We start from the raw sequence: 17,405 nt of genomic DNA, 5'->3' as shown, positions 1-17,405 counted from the left end.
AAGTTTAAGTGGGCACCTTGCTCCAGCTGAAAGAAACAGGCGGAGTGGGGTGCCTTTTTGTTTGCAGCAGTATTAGGCATGTCGAGCGTATTTTTTGCTCTTGTGGATAGCCTAAGCATAATGATAATATAAATATGTATATTGTCTTTTTGTAGTTTTAATCATTGGGGAGCAAAAAGACTACTGAATACATAGAATACAATTGAACGAAAATGATATTAAGCGTCGATCACAGGTGCATATATAGTTATGGATCGGTGAAAGAAGACGCGATTATTTTGAATGCCGTTGGCGAGGCTGGCGGACTCGTACCTGCCAGATGAAAACGGCATAGAGCAATGAGGTTAGAATAATGAAGAACAAGCAGGTAGGCGATAAATTTCCTACGTTTGCTGTTTTAATGACAGTTTATGAAAAAGAACAGCCAGCATTTTTAGACCGCTCTTTATGTAGCGTGAGCGAACAGACAGTCCGCCCTGACCAAATTGTGGTAGTGACTGATGGGCCTTTGACACCTGAATTAGATCGGGTGTTGGCGCGCCACCAAACTGCATTTGGAGAAGCATTTAAGATTGTTCGCCTGGCAGAAAATAAGGGTCGGGGCCGGGCATCACAAGCCGGAATTGACACGATTACTACGGAGTGGATTGCCCGCATGGACTCGGATGACATTTGTCTACCTGATCGGTTTGAAAAGCAGCTGCAAGCAATCGTCGCACATCCTCAAGTGGCAGTGGTTGGTGGCTATGTCTTAGAGTTCGCTGATGAAGAAGATAATATCGTCGGCAAGCGGAAAGTTCCGTTGACTAATGATGAGATTCGTAACTATGCCAAGTATCGTAATCCGATCAATAACCCGGCAGTGATGTTCAAAAGGGAAGCTATCCCTAACTTAGGGGGCTATCCGACGATGAATATCCTTGAGGACTATGACCTGTGGATTCGGTTTATTGCCAACGGTTATGAACTGATGAACTTGCCGGAATACCTCGTTAAGATGCGGGTCAGCTCCGGGATGTACTCCCGGCGCGGGGGGATGGACTTCCTCAAGACCTATATCAAGATGAAGCGCAAGTGGCGTCAGATGGGCATAGGGGACTGGAAGTCCGAGCTCACCAGTAACGTTGCGATGACCGCCAATACGTTGTTGCCTGATAAGGCCCGTAAATTGATCTATCAAAAGGTCCTACATAAAAATTGTAGATAAGTGAAGAAAGTTCGCAGTGCCAACGGTGGTTGGTACTGCGGGCTTTTTAAATAAAAAATAAAGTTAAATATTACCTTGTTTACTATTACTTTTGATAGAGTAAGCTGCAGGCAATGCAGAATGAAAGATTTCGATAATTTGTAATCGTTGTCTATTGCGTTGTGAAAGTAGAATCAAGATATATATTAAAATTATTGAGCAGGTGGCTATGATTGGCGAATAAGTATAGGGCAATAAATCATGAAAATTACGAATATGCAGGCTATTGAAGTTAATGTTAAATAATGTGAAACCTTTGACAAGACCAGGCACATGATACAGGAGGGCGAGAAGGCAAAAGCTTATAGTAAGAGAAAATATAGCGTTACTATCTATATAGCTTTTATATGTATGTTTTGGGGAATTATTTTCCATAAAATTCTTTAAAAAGGTTAACTCTGAAAGCGAAAGTTCTGTAAAATTACAGGTCAGCAATTTACATAAGTAAAAACGATTAATATTTTTGTCACTATTGAGATACCAGATTAACTGCTCTTTTGGGGGTAAAACACCTTTTTTGTCAAGAAAGTGTAGTAGTTCAGAAAAATAGTCGCTACTTAAGCGTATGAAAAAGTAAGAATTAATATCATTCCATGTGCTCCATTTCTTCTTTATTATGAGCAATTAAAATTTTAGAAAACAGTTTATCTATTATATTACTTAGAAAAGCAATGAACTTTATCGCTACATAAAATCCTATAATTTCTATGATAATGCATAAAACACAAAGTAAAAAGTAAAGAAAAATATACATTTCAAGCTTCTTTTTGTTTACAAATTTATATATTTATATATAAAGTATATGACATAAACCAAACAGCAACAACATTTATAATGAGAGTGTTTTTATATTAGGTAGATTGCAATAAATAACTTGAACAAATTTAATGACGCAGATTAAGCAAAAAGATCTCAATTGGAGTTCGCCAGTTCAAACATTTGAGTGGCCGTGAATTCAGATACCAGTTAATCTGAATCAATTCATCATCACTAATCTCTTCAATTGGCTGACCCTTAGGAATAAATCGCCGTAACACTCGATTACGATTCTCATTACTACCACGTTCATGCGGAGAATAAGCATGGGCAAAGTACAACGGCACGCCGGTATTTTTCTCAATTGATTGGTAGTTGGCGAACTCTTTCCCGTGATCAACCGTCAGTGTCTTGAGATTAGTTCCTAATTGATTAGCTAACTCAAGGATAGCCTTAGTCATTGAAGTGCTATCTCGTCCACCAAGCCGTTTAACGATAGTAAGGCGACTCTTGCGTTCGACAAACGTGGCTACTGCTTGACCTTTGCGCTTGCCAGATAAAACTGTATCAGCTTCAAAATGGCCTGCAATATTACGATCAGAAGCTTCAGCTGGACGATCTTCAATCGAACGACCATGACTGAAAGTCCCACGGGTTTCTTTAGCACGCTTACGACGAATACCATGGTCAGGTAAATCAGTCATCCGAATATCTAGAAGTCCTTGATCGACCCAGTTATAGATAGTCTTGTAGGCGATCCTAACCACATGGGCTACTTGTTCAATTGACCATTTCTGAATCTTGATCTTGTCTTCGATTAGTCGCTTGAGGTTAGCCGTTAATGAGCATTTACGACCACGATAACTAAGTTTAGTTTCGTGGTCGGCTTGCGCACTAGTCGCATGGTATTCACCCTTTAACCGGTGAATTTCATTAAAGATAGTAGTCTTACTAAAGCCCAGGTAATCAGCGATATATCGAAGAGATCGCTTTTCATGACGAAGCGTTTCGATGACAATGCGGTCTGAAAATGATAAGATAGTGGTGCCCATAAAGGTCCTTCTTTCTAATGGAATGTTGTAACGACACCATTAAAGACCTTTATGGGTTTTTCTGTCCACTAAAATGTTCAACTTAAATTTTACAATCTGCCATTATTAAACAATAGGTGAATTATTAGCCTGTCATCTTTATATAAAAAGTGGTGGTTTAATTTTTCTTAAAAATCACGTATCGCAACGACCTGTAATGATTCTGATATTGAGTGAGATCAAGTGATAGTGGTAATATTAAACCGTATATTGCCTTTTAGCAGCAAGCTTTGGGGCATAAATCAAGATTATGAAAACTAGCACCAGAAGTGCTAAGAAAGAATTAGGGATTGAAAGCAATGAATCAACCAAAGATTTCAATATACGTGCCAGCGTATAACTGTGAAGCCACGATTGCCAAATGTTTGGATAGCCTGCTAGCCCAGACATATCCACAAGTTGAGATTGTGGTTGTGAACGACGGTTCTACTGACAAAACAGGAGAAATACTCGCTAACTACGCCACTTCTTGCCGGGTGATTACCCAGGCCAACCAAGGTTTGGGAAAAACGCGGCGCAATGCTATTGCAGCTTGCACAGGTGAATATGTGGCGACAGTTGACGCTGATGACTATGTCACTCCCAACTGGCTGACAGACTGTATCACAGCTATGACAGAGAACAACGCTGATGTGGGGATGTTTGGTTTTGTATCAGTTAACCAGGAAGGGCATGAGCTAAAGTACGGGCTCAAGCGCGAATACCAAGCAGAACTACTCTCCAGTGTTGAAACCGTTCAGCGCCTAGGAAAAGATGAACTCAAGAACATGAGTTGGGGCTTCATTACGAAACGTGAATACTGGTTGCAGGTACTCGAACACCTGACTGCCAGCAGATACTATGAGGATGTAGCTTCAACCTATAAGGTTATGATGCAGGCTAACCGCGTAGCATTGATTCCAGGGACCTACTATTATTATGTTCAAGCAGAAGGAACAATTACCAAGACCCCATCCATAAACCAGGTAACTGACTTGGAACGGATCAAGCAGCAGCTCCAAGCCGATTTAACCGGCCCTTATCAACCCTTATTAACCGATTGGATCTTCCATATTACCATGATGCAATACCAGATTCTTTCATTAATTGGGGGGGGCACGGAGCGCAGCTCAAGCAGCTCAAACAAGATATCCTAGCTAATATTCCGGCTGGTATGAGCAAAGTTGAACGGATCAAAGTCTTGTTGGTGCGGATGAACTTATACAGCCACTTCTATGGCAGTATCAAGAAACTGAGAAATATTTAGTGGGGATTAATGATGAAATTTGATATTAGAAAGCGTACCCCCATAAAAAAACGGCTCTTTGTCAAATCGTATTGGTGAAGGTCGATTCCTCATCCAGAAATGGATGGGGAATTTTTTTATTTCAAGATACAATCAATTTGTTTGAAAAAATTCAATTGATTTCTAAAACCATAACACGTTTTCTTTAAGGTTTTAATTTTACAGATTAACCCTTCAATTGGACCATTGGAAAGAGTTGAAGTAACGCCGTTCAACACATATTTTCGGGCATGTTTTAGGCTGCTTATTACTTGATCCATAACACTCCCATTGGGAGTATAAGTTGTGATTAGCTTCATAAATGCTGGTGCATCGTGCGCGGCTACGGCATTTATCAAAGTTTGGTAGGTTTGGTAAACGTCATAGAACTGAGAGTGTTGGGTAAAAATCAAATCTAAGGCGTTTCTTTGGGTCATATATTCATTAACACCATGGAGATAAGCTAATTTACTATCATCAATCTCGTGTTCATTCTTTTGAAAAAGGTGCCAGTGACTTTTAAGGATCTTGTATTCGCGGCTCCGATGATCGGATACTTGTTTATGGAGTTGAATTCATGATTGAAAAAAGTGTGTTACACCATTTCAGCTAGTGTTGTAAAAGTGTTATTAACATTGTGACGTAAGGGTTGATATAGAATATTTTTTCTTTATGCGAGTAGGTTTTGGTTTTCGAATACTAGCGCAACTTTTGCATAAAAGGACATCCCCCGCTGTGGCATTGCACCACGGGCGGGGGATGGTTTTTAACTAGCTTTCAAAATTATTCAAATAATTCAAAATCCGCATTGTATAGTTAGGATCATGGTAGTTTTTTAATTCGGTTTGAAGTTCGGAGAGGTTATCCGTGATAATCCCATCTACCCCTAAAAAGAGCATTCGCTGCATGCTATCCGCATTGTTGACCGTCCAGGCATATACGGGCTGGTGGTGCAGTTCAGAGAGAAGGATAAAACTATCATCCAGGGTCGAATATTCCATCGAATAAAAGCTAGCGTCGGTATTAGGATAGGTCAGATTATAGGGTTGAATGTAGCCAATTTTAAGCTGGGGTGCTTGGTGGCGAACCTGCTGGACAACACTATAGTCCAATGAATGGATCCGATTGTGGTCCCGCTGGAGACGGTGGGCATATTTGGTTAAAAAATCATGCATCAAGTTGGGCGAATCGTTCGGAGTGGTCTTGATTTCTACCAACAACTTTTGGTGGAGTTTTTCAGCAGCGGTTAGGTACTGGTCAAAACTAGCTACGGAGGCTTCATGACCATCTTCATGTGCAGTTAACTTGGTTAGTTGCGCTAGGGTCAAGTCATGGGGCTTTTTATTAACGCCAGTCAGTTTCTTTAAGTTTTCATCGTGCATTACAACGAACTGGTGGTCCTTGGTTTCGTGAATGTCCATCTCGACATAGTCTGGGTCTTCTTTGGCCGTCCGCTTTAGCGCTGGGATAGTATTTTGGACCCCGTTATGATCATCAACGCCCCGGTGGGAAATCAAAAGTGGGTGAACATCATTGCTATTTTTAAGGTAAAAGTAGTTACTTGGAACCGCAAGTAGTCCCATAATTACGACAGCCGTGATAACCAAACCGGCTAATTTTCCGCGCGCTGGCTGGTAAAGGGAAAAGCCATGGCTAGGTAAAGTTACTGGAGCAGCTGCCAACGCTAAAGTGACTGTAGCAAACCATGTTCCCAAGAGTGAGTGACTGACTTCGAGGAGGGTCAAGTTAAGGGTTGCAAAATACAAAGCCTTAGGCCGTGCTAAATGATCCCAGCCTATTTGGGTGAGAACGACGATGATGACTACAAGTAACAGCAAGACTCCTAAGAGTAAGGATAAAAGGATGATTTGCTTAAGGAGGGGCCACCACTGGCGCTGACTGGTCATCTGCCAGCTCGCCCGGATGCTCGCCCGAGCTGTTCGTTGGTCGAGAATTAGGAGCGGGAGAACATAGAGGAGGCGTAACCCGACAAAGAGTGCCCCTAGGTGGAGAATAACATATCCTCCAGCCAGCCAAGGGCTACTAAAGATAAAGTCTAAGATGAACCCTGGAATATGCACCTTAGCAAATAGCTGGGTCTTAAAAACTAAACTAGCTCCTGGGAGCAACAAGAGAACATATCCCAGGAGAACCAGGAGGGCAGCTGGGCGCAAGTGACGGAGCGCAAAAAGAGAATCGCTGAGTACTTCGCCGAGGCTAAAACGCTGGTGTTGAATTGCTTGAATCCCTAAAAGAAGAAAAGCAAACTGCCAGTAACCCACGATCAAGATTAGAATAAGTTCTCCTACCAGAGCCAAAGAAACGAGTGGATGTTGAGTCAAGAGCATTGTGATGTTAGTTAGGGTGAAGATTGGCACTTTTCCCAGGTGAAGAAGGTAGGTAGCAAGCAAACGGAAGAAAGGAATAAAGATGACTTCCAAGCTAATTCCCATTCCGGTAAACAATAGGACATAGTTCCACCAGTGTTCCCTAAATTCAGCGTTAAGCTGACGTAGTGTCGGTTGTGGCATATGACTTCCCCCTCAAGTCTAAAATATCACTTCTATCTTACCCGATTTTTACGGTAAAACAAAAGGAGCAGGTTCCTAATGATTGATGGGAGACTGCTCCTTTAAGTTATTAACTATTTCTTTTTATTGTGGCGGAATAGGTCAGGTTTTGGAACCGGACGCCGCTTGGTCTTGGCATTATAGATCTTGCGCTGCACCATATATTCATGGTGGTTTTTGTTAATGAAAAGTGGGGTTGATTCTTCGACCACATTGCTAAACTCCAGTCCGTACCATGCAACTGGAGAAGCAGTGATGTTTTGGAGGAAGATCCGCGCAGCGATCAAGCGCCGATCAGCCGGCTTGATATCTGAAGTAGTCAGGTCAGCTGGTTCCTCATTGACAATAACGAACCTGAAGCCCCCAACCTTCCGGTCTTTCATCGTGGAATACTTCGGCGTTTGCGGAGGCAAAATTCCCTGGTTGATCAGGTTGTTAACGACTTGCCGCAAGTAAACAGAAACACTCTGTGTCCGCCGAAAACCAAGGTAGAGCTGGACATTGACGATGTTTTTAGTCCCCAACATATCAACAGTGTAGTTACTTTCGAATGGTTTGTCAGTTTCGTTGACTGTCACAAACCAATAAACCTGGGCCCGTTTTGGTCCCTTGTCGAGAATGGAGTACATTGCAGACCGCTTGATCCGGTAGTTATCTTTGACCTTAGTCATGTAAACTAAGTTGGTTGTATACAGAGGAATATCTTCGTCATTAGCCAATTTGGTTAATTGAGGGATGAAATCTTTGAGGGATACATATTCGCTTTCTGCTTCGTATGCGTCCCGGCGTTTGTTCCCAAAGTACCAGATGTACATTACGGCTAAGATTGCCAACAGGATTAAGAAAGTGACATACCCACCGTGGACGAACTTCACAACACTAGCGATGAAGAAGATCGTTTCGATAGTGAGGAAGAACGCACTCATCAGGATGGCAAGCGCCCGGCTGATGTGGTGTTCGATATATTCAAATAACAAGACGGTTGTCATCAACATGGTAATAGTGATTGCCAACCCGTAGGCTGCTTCCATGTTTTCTGAACTTCTGAAAAACCAAACAACGCCAAGGGTGATGATACAAAGGATCCAGTTGATGTCACCAATATAGATCTGGTTGCGGACGTCACTAGGGTGTTTAACAATCATCCGCGGCAAGAACTTCAACCCGATGGCTTCGCTGACTAGGGTGTAAGACCCAGTGATCAATGCTTGGGAAGCAATGATCGCTGCCAAAGTGGCGATGATAATGGCGGGTAGTTGCCAGTGACTAGGTAGCATTGCATACAAAGGGTTGACTGCCCGGGTCCCACTGAACTTCGGGTTGGAAATATTGTCCATCATCCATGCCCCCTGACCCAAGTAGTTGAGGGTCAATGCTGTCAGCACCAGCGGCCATGTCGCATAAACGTTTCGTTTACCTACGTGTCCCATGTCAGAGTAGAGTGCTTCAGCCCCGGTTGTTGCCAGGAAAACAGCCCCGAGGATAAAAATTCCGGCTTTGTTATGTGGACTAAACAAAAGAGCAATGGCATGGTGAGGCAAAAGGGCAGCAATCACTTCGGGGTGCCGGTGGATATTGGCCACCCCAGCAACAGCCAAGAAGCCAAACCACAGGATCATGATCGGACCGAAGCCCTTGCCGATGAACCCTGTCCCAAAGCGCTGCACCATAAAGAGAGCCAGTAAAATCCCGGTAGTGATCAGGAGGACCAACATCTGCGAGTTAGGAAAACTAAAGAAACTAAAGTCTTTGCCTTTCAACCCTTCGACGGCTGAAGTGACCGTCACTGCTGGAGTCAAAGTTCCATCAGCGAGGAGGGCTGCGCCCCCGATCAGAGCTGGCAAAACAAGCCACTTGCCGTAGTTTCGAACTAGGGCATAAAGGGCGAAGATCCCGCCTTCACCGTTGTTATCGGCGCGCATTGCAATCAAGACATACTTAACAGTAGTGATGAGCATTAATGTCCAAAAAATAAGTGAAATGGCACCAACGATGTATTCGGGAGTGACGTTGCGCATCCCGCCAGCATCATTGATGATCGCGTTCATAACGTAGAGAGGGGAGGTCCCGATATCGCCGTAGACGATTCCGAGTGTTACCAGCATCCCTGCTAACGATATTTTATTGAGTGATTTAGCATCCATGATAAATGCCTCCATATTTTCTCCAAATCTTACCAGTGATTATACCATGTTCGCGCACTTTGCGCCGAAAAACTCGGGAAAGTCCGTGTGTGATAGTTAACTTTTGCTAAAATTCTGACTAAAAAGCGAAAATTATTACAAGAAACGACTATTATAATTATGAAGAAAAATGAGGAAGAGGTGGATCAATGGTTCCAACGCGTTCACAAAGGATGGGAGAAATAATGCGCGAATATCCGTTAACGTTAGCATTTGCTGGGTTGGCTATTCTATACATGTTGCTTGTTGCTAATAATTTTGTTACAGCAGTGGCTTTTATTGCCTGGAGTGCTGGACCAGCATTGATTGGGGAAACGCTAGTCCGTTATGTTGTTGATCGCAATGCTGTCGCCCAGTATAAGCTGGCCGAGCTAGTTGTGGCTTTAGTTCAGTTGACCTTAACTTGTGGTGGCTTGTGGTTTTTCTATACTTATTTAAATTAATTATTAGGGTGAGCACACAAGACATAATTAATAACGGATAATGATAATTTACAGGCATTTCTGGTTGCTAGTGAGATGCCTGTTTTTATATGGATGAGAGATTGACAAGACAGGCCCTTTCCCGCTAATATTAAGGTTTGTACAAGTGTATTTTGAAATTAGTTAATGATGGTAACGAGGGAGAAAGTTACTAAAATTACGGAGGAAAATTATGGATACGGAACAACAAGAATTACGGCGCCCACGGCACCCCAAAAAGAAGCACCATTGGGGACGGTGGTTCTTTGGTGTCCTTGGTATTTTAGTGATTATTGGCGTGTTTTTTGCTGGTAAGGCATGGATGAATGTCCGAAATGCGACGTCCAAGATGTATACCCCAACCGGGGCAACTTCAAGCGCAGAGTTATCGAGTAAGCTGAGGGACAGTGAGCCCGTTAGTTTCTTACTGATGGGGACCGATACAGGTGCCCTTGGTCGTTCATATAAAGGGCGGACCGACACCATGATATTGATGACAGTCAATCCGAAGAAAAAAAAGACAACCCTGGTCAGCATTCCACGGGATATGCGGGTTAACCTTGCGAATGACCCAGAAAATTCACCGGCTAAGATCAACGCTGCCTATACTTACGGGGGTGTCAAAGAGGCAATCAATACGGTTAAGAATTACTTCCGTGTTCCAATTGATGGTTACTTGTTAGTTAACATGGGTGGCCTAGAAAAAGCTATTGATCAAGTTGGGGGAATTACAGTTACTTCACCGCTGACCTTCAGTTATGATGGTTATAGCTTTGTTAAAGGACAAGCTACTACTATGAATGGGGCTAAGGCGTTGGCGTTTAGTCGAATGCGGCATGAAGACCCACAAGGAGACTATGGGCGCCAACAACGGCAACGGATGGTTATCATGGCATTACTTAAAGAATCTGCTTCCTATAAGTCAATTTTGAACAACGACTTCTTGGATTCAGTATCAGATATGGCTCAGACCGATCTGACCATGAGCAATATGACGCAGTTAGCAGTTCACTACCGCGGGTCGGTTGGCAATGTTAAGTCAGATCATGCTCAAGGGCAATCAATCAGTATCAACGGGGTTTCTTATGAAGAAGTTTCGTTGACTGAACGCCACCGGGTAAGCGATGAGTTACGCCAATCTTTAGGCCTAAAAAAAGTTACATTGAGTGAGGAGTAAGGATAATGGATACAGCAAAAACACAAATTGATTATGCAAGATTGTGGCGAGTGTTTAAACGATATTGGGTAATGATAGTAGGAATTACTGTGGTTTTTGGAGGAATTTCTTTTTATAAAGCACAGAAAGACAGTAATCAGAGCCATTACACAGCTAAAACTCAAGTTTTGGTTAGTCAGACGAAAACAGCTTCTCAAAAGGAAAATGAGGCAGATTCAACTGTTCCAATGGGTACATACAGGGACTTAGCAAGTAACGAAAAAGTTGTGAAGAATGTTGAAAAGATCCTTAAGAAGAAGCATATTGATATAACAGCGGAAGAGCTACGTAAAGTAACTACAGTTGAATTTCAGGATCAATCACAGGTGTTCAGTATTAGCGTTCAAACCGTAGATAAAAGGCGCTCACAGTTGATAGCGAAATATACAGCGCAAGAATTTCAAAAAGAATTCAAAAACATTGTTAACGGATATGATGTAAAGGTTCTAAATGATGTTCCACAAGTAGAGCGGGAATCTAGTGACCGAAAAGATTTGAAGATTATCGTTGTGGCTACTGTTGCAGGATTCATTCTTAGCTCAGGAGTAGCGTTACTTTTAGATTTAAAAGATAAAAAAATATATTCTGATAAAGATATCAGAAGTATTGGTTTATCCACTTTAGGACAATTTAGTTCAAAGGTGGCAATGAATGATGATTTTACAGACTATCAGATGATTTGCGCGAATATTGACTTAGTAAAAAATGGAAAGTCTTTACTAGTAACAACATTAAACGAAGAAGAGAATTCATTGGCCTTTGAGTTGGCAAAGATGTGGGCTTCTAAGGAAAAGAAGGTATTGTTTGTAGATGGAAGTTCCACACGTGGGCATTATGAAGATGATGCTATTCAGGAAACAGAAGTATCGAATTTATGGATGACCTCATTACAGAAGTATTCTAATGACAAGTTAGATATTGCTGACAAGAAGAACATGTTAACTAGTTTAGAAAAAAGATTCGATTGGATAGTTATAGATGCGCCTTCTTTCCAACACAATGCAGAAGTTCGCGAGTGGTCAGTCAGTGTTGATGGAGTAGTATTAATCATCAAAAAGAATAGTACTCAAATTGATGAGTTAATGGATAGCATTGAAGTGCTGAACTTAGGTCGGGCTAAGATTTTAGGGTACGTAATGGATAAGCAATAATAATATAGTAGCAATTTAGTATAGTTGTGAGAGAAGGGAGCTACTGATGAAAGTTAAGGTACTACAAGTTGTCTCTGATATAATTCCTGACTCTGGAGTGCAGAAAGTATTGATGGAGTATTTCCGTCATTTTTATCAGGAAGTAACATATGATTTTATTTACTGGGGAGAACAGGACCCAGCTATGATAAAAGAAATAGAAGAATTAGGGGGGAACGTATATAAGATTGTATCTCCACTCAAAATTAGCGAATTTAGAAGAGAATGGAATGAATTTTGTCAAAACCATAATGGAGAATACGACATTTTTGAAAATAGCTTGGTTTTTTTAGGCTTCTTTTTTAAAGATGTTAAGAAAACTTTAGGAGTACGGGTTAGCATCACTCATTCCCATACGAATAGGTTTGGCGATAGCAAATTATCGAATCTTCGCAACAAATTATTTTATCATTTAACGGGATCAGTCACAGGTGATGTATTATTTTCTTGCACTAAGAAAGCAGGACATGCTTCTTTTGGTAAGAAAATTCAGCGCAAACCTTGGTACGTAATCAATAATGCGTTTGAATTAGCAAAATTTAAGTACAATTTAAGGGTTAGAAATGAAGTCCGGCAGGAGATGGGATGGACCGATAAATATGTTATTACTAATGTGGGGCGTTTCTCACCGCCTAAGAACCATAAATTAATTATGACGACATTCGCAGAATTGAATAAAACTAATCCCAACGCACAATTAGTGTTAATTGGAAGTGGGCCACTACGGGAAAAGATTGTTACGCAAGCTCGGGAGTTAAAAGTAGACGATAAAGTATCCTTTTTGGGAGTTAGGAATGATGTCCAAAGATTATTGCAAGGAACAGATACGTTTTTCTTTCCATCGATATTCGAAGGATTGGGTATAGCATTAGTTGAGGCTCAGGTTGCAGGAGCACAATGCCTGGCAAGTGATGTTATCCCTGAGGAAGCAAATATAACAAATTACCAACATTTGAGCTTAAAAGCATCTCCGGCTGATTGGGCGCAAAAATTGCGAGAACTAGTTGATAGTTCGCGAATTACTGACGGATATGTAAGAGCGGTTAAAGCGGGATTTGATATCAATACTGAAGCTGAAAAATTACAACATTTATATGCGAAATTAATAAGTAGAGGGTAAATTAATATGAGAAAAGTTTTACATGTATTTACCAAATTAGATCAAGGTGGAATCGAACATGTAATCATTAATTTAATAAGAAATATGGATCCAAATCAGGTAGAATTTCATTTTGCTATTCTTTCAGGAAAAAAAGGGGTCTTGGATGATTATATTACCCAACTTGGTGGTAAAATTCATTATTTTACAAGTGGAGATAACTCATTTCGCAATGTACGGAGTAATTTATCTAGAATTATTCAAGAATATGGACCTTTTAGTGCAATTCATAGTCACGTATATTTCTTTTCTGGTTTCATACTCAAGGTTGCTAAAAAGAACGGCGTTCCAGTGAGAATAGCGCATGCGCATGACACATATAAAGGTGAAAAACAATCTTTTGTTAGAAAAATTTATGAAAAAACAATGCGACATGAAATAAATCGCTACGCGACTTACAAGTTCGGTGTCTCTACGGCGGCTTGTCAACATGTCTTTGGCAAAATAGATGACCATACGTTTATTGTTAATAATGGAATTAATTTAGAACAGTACAAATTTGATGAGGATTTAAGAGTTGCGAAACGTAAGGAATTGAATATATCTGATAAGGACAAGGTTTTGATTAATATTGGAAGGTTTGAAGATCAAAAAGATCACCAATATTTGATTGAAGTGTTTGACAAGCTTGTCAATGATGATCCTACATACTATTTAATACTAGTAGGAAGTGGCTCATTAAAATCTCAAATCCAGTTATACGTAAATAAAAAAGGTATTGATGATAGGGTGCTTTTCTTGGAAAACCGTTCTGATATCAACGAGCTTCTCATGGCTGCGGATATTTTTGTTATGCCATCTAAATATGAGGGCCTGCCAGTAGTAATGATTGAAGCGCAAGCGACTGGGATTCCTTGTGTTGTTTCGGATAGAATTACAAATGAGGCGTTTATTTTGCCGAATGTCGAGGTTTTAAGTAAAGCTAAAAAATCTCTTTGGATACAGACTATAAAGAACATCCCGCTACAACGCTATACTACTCCAGATAAATTACTATCAGATGCAGGCTTCAACATTAAAAAGATTGCGCAATTTGTTCAAAAAAAATATTATGAGTAGTTAAACCTATAGGTGATAAAAGTGCTATTTTATTTTTTAGTATATGCTAGTATTCCAGTTTTATATGGATACTCATATTTAGTAACGAAACAATTGAATAATCGTCTATTTTTGTGGTTGGCTGGAATAGAATTGGCATTTATATCGGGTAATCGTGCTATTACGGTTGGAACTGACACGCAGACTTATAGCAATATATTTGCCTGGTATTTAAGATTCAAAGGAGGTAATGGCCTAGCATCCCATTTGCTTCACGTTGAATATGGCTACTTATACCTCAACAGGATAGTAAAGTACTGGGGAGGAACTTTTCCAGTCTTAATGATAATAGTTGCTTGTATTACAGTATTTGGATACTTTTATTTCATTGAAAATTTCTCCTCAGACTATCTTACATCAGTACTACTTTTTCTCGGGTTGACATATTATTTTTTATCAATGAATATTAGTCGGCAAATGTTAGCTGTTTCGGTAGGTTTAATTGCGCTAGTATTTTTAAAAAGGCAACAGCGATGGAAAAGTTTACTACTAATTATATTAGCAGGAACAATTCATAATGTAGGATATTTATTTGTAGCTTTGTGGATTATTAGTCAATTCAAGTTTAACAAAGGTATCTTCATGACAATGGTGGCAAGTACAGTTATTGTTGGCGGACCTGTGGCAATTCTTGTAGAACATTTTATGAAAAATAGTTCACGCTATCGTGTGATTGTTGAGACAGGCGGTAGTGGAAAAGGTATTTTTGGCTTAATTTACACGGTTATGATTGGTATAGCAATGCTAATCTTAATGTACTATTTTGATTACCAAAATAGTAAGATACAAGACAGGATACTTCTTTATGGTATGCTAATTATTATATTTTTTAATGTATTGAGCATAAGGTATAGTTTCCTAGGGAGAGTGCGTTTTGTCTTTGAACCAATGATGGTTGCGATTGTTCCTTATATGATTGAATGTTTAGGAATGAAAAAAATACGAGCATTACTTAATATAGGGATTTTCATTGTTGGGTTAATTGCAATGTATAAAATGATGCCAGGTAATATTTTTTACGGAGTTGTTCCATATTCTTTATGGGATGATATACTTCCCCGTTAAATTTATTTAAAAACAAATCATGGATAGGATGTAATTATGAGTCAAAAAAAAGCAGTAACTAATAACGTAACCATGTTATACATCATGAATATCACGCAGTTGGTGTTGCCATTAGTAACGCTTCCTTATTTAGCCAGAGTATTAACCTTAGGAACGTATGGTGTGGTTAGTTATACAAAAAACGTAATGATTTATGTTAATCTTTTGATTGAATTTGGGTATCTCCTATCAGGGACTAAAGAAGTAGTTGACGCCAGAGGGGATTCGGACAAATTAGGAAGAGTTATTGGAAGAACTACACAAGCTAAACTATTTATTAGTCTTATTAGTTTCATAGTTTTATTGGGGATGATTCTCAGTATAAAAATGTTGCGGATGCACCCAATATTTACAATTTTAATGGCAGTACCTCAATTCCTATCAATCTTTTTATTTGATTACTTCTTTCGTGGCATTGAAAAAATGCAAATAATTACTATTCGTTTTTTGATCATGCGAGGAATAGCAACTGTGTTAACCTTCTTTGTGGTGAAAAATAGCCAAGATATGATCTATATTCCATTACTAGATATTTTAGGGGGAAGCGTTGCTGTTATTTGGGTATTTTATGAGTTGCGAAAAATGGGAATTCATATTCAATGGGTTCCGTTTAGAGAAGTTATTGAATCTCTCAAAGTATCTTTAACTTATTTTATGTCAAATATAGCAACTACTGCATTTGGAGCATTTAATACCATTATTGTAGGAATGGTGCTTAATGCTCATCAGGTAGCTTATTGGACAATGCTGATGTCATTAGTAGTTGGGGTACAAGGTTTGTATAGTCCTATTTCCGATGGTATTTACCCTCAGATGATTAAAACAAGAAGTTTACGTCTGTTCAGAAATATCTTACTGATATTTACACCGGTATTGATTGCAGGGTGCTTGTTTACATATTTTGCTGCACCAATAATTGTTGCTATCATTGGTGGACATAAATATATTCCGATGTATCCTTTATTAAAGCAGGCAGTTCCGTTGTTGTTTGTCAGCTTCTACAGTATCTTGTGTGGTTGGCCATTGTTAGGATCTATCAATAAGATTCGTGAAACGACGATGACGACAATTGTTGCGGCTTCTAGCCAGGTTATCGGAGTATTGCTGCTATTAGTTACACATACATTTAGCTTATACAGTTTAGTTTGGTTACGTATTTTGTCCGAAAGTATCATGTTGATGATGCGGTTATCGGTATTTGTCCGTAATAAAGATGAATATAATGTATAAAGAGGGGTATTCATGTGGAAATTAACATCGAAGGAAATTAAGGCACGGTTATTAGACGTACTAGTATTTATGGATCAGGTATGTCGCAAACATGATATTCAGTATACTTTATTGTCCGGAACGTTACTAGGAGCTGCTCGTCATCAGGGATTTATTCCCTGGGATGATGATGTAGACGTGGCAATGTTATGGGATGATTACGTTAAATTTATTAATTTAGACGAAGTGCGTAATGTGGATGGAATAGGTATACATTGCGCAGATACTGAGAGAGATTATAATGAACATTATTATTATCCTTATGCAAAATTGGAAGATAACACTACACTAATTCACAGTGATCAAAAATTTGATAAGGGCGGTATTTTCGTAGATATATTCCCAATAATTGCATTCCCTAATGATGATGTTGAAGCTAAGAAGCTATCTAAAGAGATGAGTAAACGACGTTGGAGATCATTAGTCAGTGCAACTAAATATGAAAATTATATGAAGAGAATTTTAAGGTTATGCTATTCGTTAAACTATCGAAGCAATCGTGATCGGATGTTGGAATTAGGGGCTGCTCAAAATATAAGTTCTGCGAAATACGTTGGAGATATGTTTAGTAGATATAATAGTTTTGATGATCGTTTTCCTAAAGAATTATTCTCGGAGTACACTACGTTACCGTTTGAAGGATACGAATTAAGTGTGATCGCAAATTATGAGCAAATGCTTAAAATGACTTATGGTAACTGGCAACAGGTACCCCCAGTTGACCAACGCGTTTCACATGAACTAACAGTTTATTTAAAAGATTAGTTACCCAGTGTTGAAGATTAATTCTTGTTTGAA

14 protein-coding genes are annotated in these 17,405 nt (G+C 39.7%); 10 read left to right on the top strand and 4 right to left on the bottom strand.

What is annotated here, in order from left to right; translation table 11 throughout:
* The first annotated feature begins 352 nt into the window (after nucleotides 1–352).
* A complete protein-coding gene (locus V3C97_RS07050) occupies nucleotides 353–1,207 on the top strand; it encodes a glycosyltransferase (RefSeq protein WP_338434110.1) in 855 nt (284 codons plus the stop codon).
* Between the two features lie 923 nt (nucleotides 1,208–2,130).
* On the opposite strand, the gene V3C97_RS07045 is transcribed toward V3C97_RS07050, so the two are convergent.
* Complete coding sequence (locus V3C97_RS07045; protein WP_003709292.1) at nucleotides 2,131–3,054, bottom strand: IS30 family transposase; 924 nt, start codon at nucleotides 3,052–3,054, stop codon at nucleotides 2,131–2,133.
* Nucleotides 3,055–3,392: 338 nt separating this feature from the next.
* Between V3C97_RS07045 and V3C97_RS07040 the strand changes: the two genes are divergently transcribed.
* Nucleotides 3,393–4,229 (top strand): glycosyltransferase family 2 protein, encoded by an 837-nt coding sequence (locus V3C97_RS07040; protein ID WP_338434109.1) that lies wholly within the window; start codon nucleotides 3,393–3,395, stop codon nucleotides 4,227–4,229.
* 226 nt (nucleotides 4,230–4,455) lie between these two features.
* Here the strand turns inward: V3C97_RS07040 and V3C97_RS07835 are convergent, their stop codons facing one another.
* The 3 genes from V3C97_RS07835 to V3C97_RS07030 all read right to left on the bottom strand — a co-directional run bounded on the left by V3C97_RS07835 (nucleotide 4,456) and on the right by V3C97_RS07030 (nucleotide 9,071).
* Entirely contained in the window at nucleotides 4,456–4,932 is a 477-nt protein-coding gene (locus V3C97_RS07835; RefSeq protein ID WP_422392863.1) for a transposase, read from the bottom strand.
* Between the two features lie 195 nt (nucleotides 4,933–5,127).
* The gene (locus V3C97_RS07035) at nucleotides 5,128–6,888 is read right to left on the bottom strand and encodes a glycerophosphodiester phosphodiesterase (RefSeq protein WP_338434108.1); all 1,761 of its coding nucleotides are present in this window, start codon (nucleotides 6,886–6,888) and stop codon (nucleotides 5,128–5,130) included.
* Nucleotides 6,889–7,001: 113 nt separating this feature from the next.
* The gene (locus V3C97_RS07030) at nucleotides 7,002–9,071 is read right to left on the bottom strand and encodes a KUP/HAK/KT family potassium transporter (RefSeq protein ID WP_338434107.1); all 2,070 of its coding nucleotides are present in this window, start codon (nucleotides 9,069–9,071) and stop codon (nucleotides 7,002–7,004) included.
* Between the two features lie 224 nt (nucleotides 9,072–9,295).
* Between V3C97_RS07030 and V3C97_RS07025 the strand changes: the two genes are divergently transcribed.
* From V3C97_RS07025 to V3C97_RS06990, 8 genes are all read left to right on the top strand, one after another.
* A complete protein-coding gene (locus V3C97_RS07025) occupies nucleotides 9,296–9,553 on the top strand; it encodes a hypothetical protein (RefSeq protein ID WP_338434106.1) in 258 nt (85 codons plus the stop codon).
* A 211-nt stretch (nucleotides 9,554–9,764) separates the two neighbouring features.
* Nucleotides 9,765–10,748 (top strand): LCP family protein, encoded by a 984-nt coding sequence (locus V3C97_RS07020; protein ID WP_338434105.1) that lies wholly within the window; start codon nucleotides 9,765–9,767, stop codon nucleotides 10,746–10,748.
* A 5-nt stretch (nucleotides 10,749–10,753) separates the two neighbouring features.
* Entirely contained in the window at nucleotides 10,754–11,938 is a 1,185-nt protein-coding gene (locus V3C97_RS07015) for a Wzz/FepE/Etk N-terminal domain-containing protein (protein ID WP_338434104.1), read from the top strand.
* A gap of 46 nt (nucleotides 11,939–11,984) precedes the next feature.
* The gene (locus V3C97_RS07010; RefSeq protein WP_338434103.1) at nucleotides 11,985–13,097 is read left to right on the top strand and encodes a glycosyltransferase; all 1,113 of its coding nucleotides are present in this window, start codon (nucleotides 11,985–11,987) and stop codon (nucleotides 13,095–13,097) included.
* A gap of 6 nt (nucleotides 13,098–13,103) precedes the next feature.
* On the top strand, nucleotides 13,104–14,195 hold the full coding sequence (locus tag V3C97_RS07005; protein ID WP_338434102.1) for a glycosyltransferase: 1,092 nt from the start codon (nucleotides 13,104–13,106) through the stop codon (nucleotides 14,193–14,195).
* Between the two features lie 12 nt (nucleotides 14,196–14,207).
* Nucleotides 14,208–15,299 (top strand): EpsG family protein, encoded by a 1,092-nt coding sequence (locus V3C97_RS07000; protein WP_338434101.1) that lies wholly within the window; start codon nucleotides 14,208–14,210, stop codon nucleotides 15,297–15,299.
* Between the two features lie 36 nt (nucleotides 15,300–15,335).
* A complete protein-coding gene (locus tag V3C97_RS06995) occupies nucleotides 15,336–16,568 on the top strand; it encodes an oligosaccharide flippase family protein (protein ID WP_338434100.1) in 1,233 nt (410 codons plus the stop codon).
* A 12-nt stretch (nucleotides 16,569–16,580) separates the two neighbouring features.
* Nucleotides 16,581–17,372, top strand: a complete 792-nt coding sequence (locus V3C97_RS06990; protein ID WP_338434099.1) for a LicD family protein — start codon at nucleotides 16,581–16,583, stop codon at nucleotides 17,370–17,372.
* The last annotated feature ends 33 nt before the right edge of the window (nucleotides 17,373–17,405 follow it).

Source organism: Ligilactobacillus saerimneri (assembly GCF_036689625.1).
Taxonomy (GTDB): Bacteria; Bacillota; Bacilli; order Lactobacillales; family Lactobacillaceae; genus Ligilactobacillus; species Ligilactobacillus saerimneri.
Note: the sequence above shows the minus strand (reverse complement) of the source record. Positions and strands in the feature narration are given on the sequence as shown.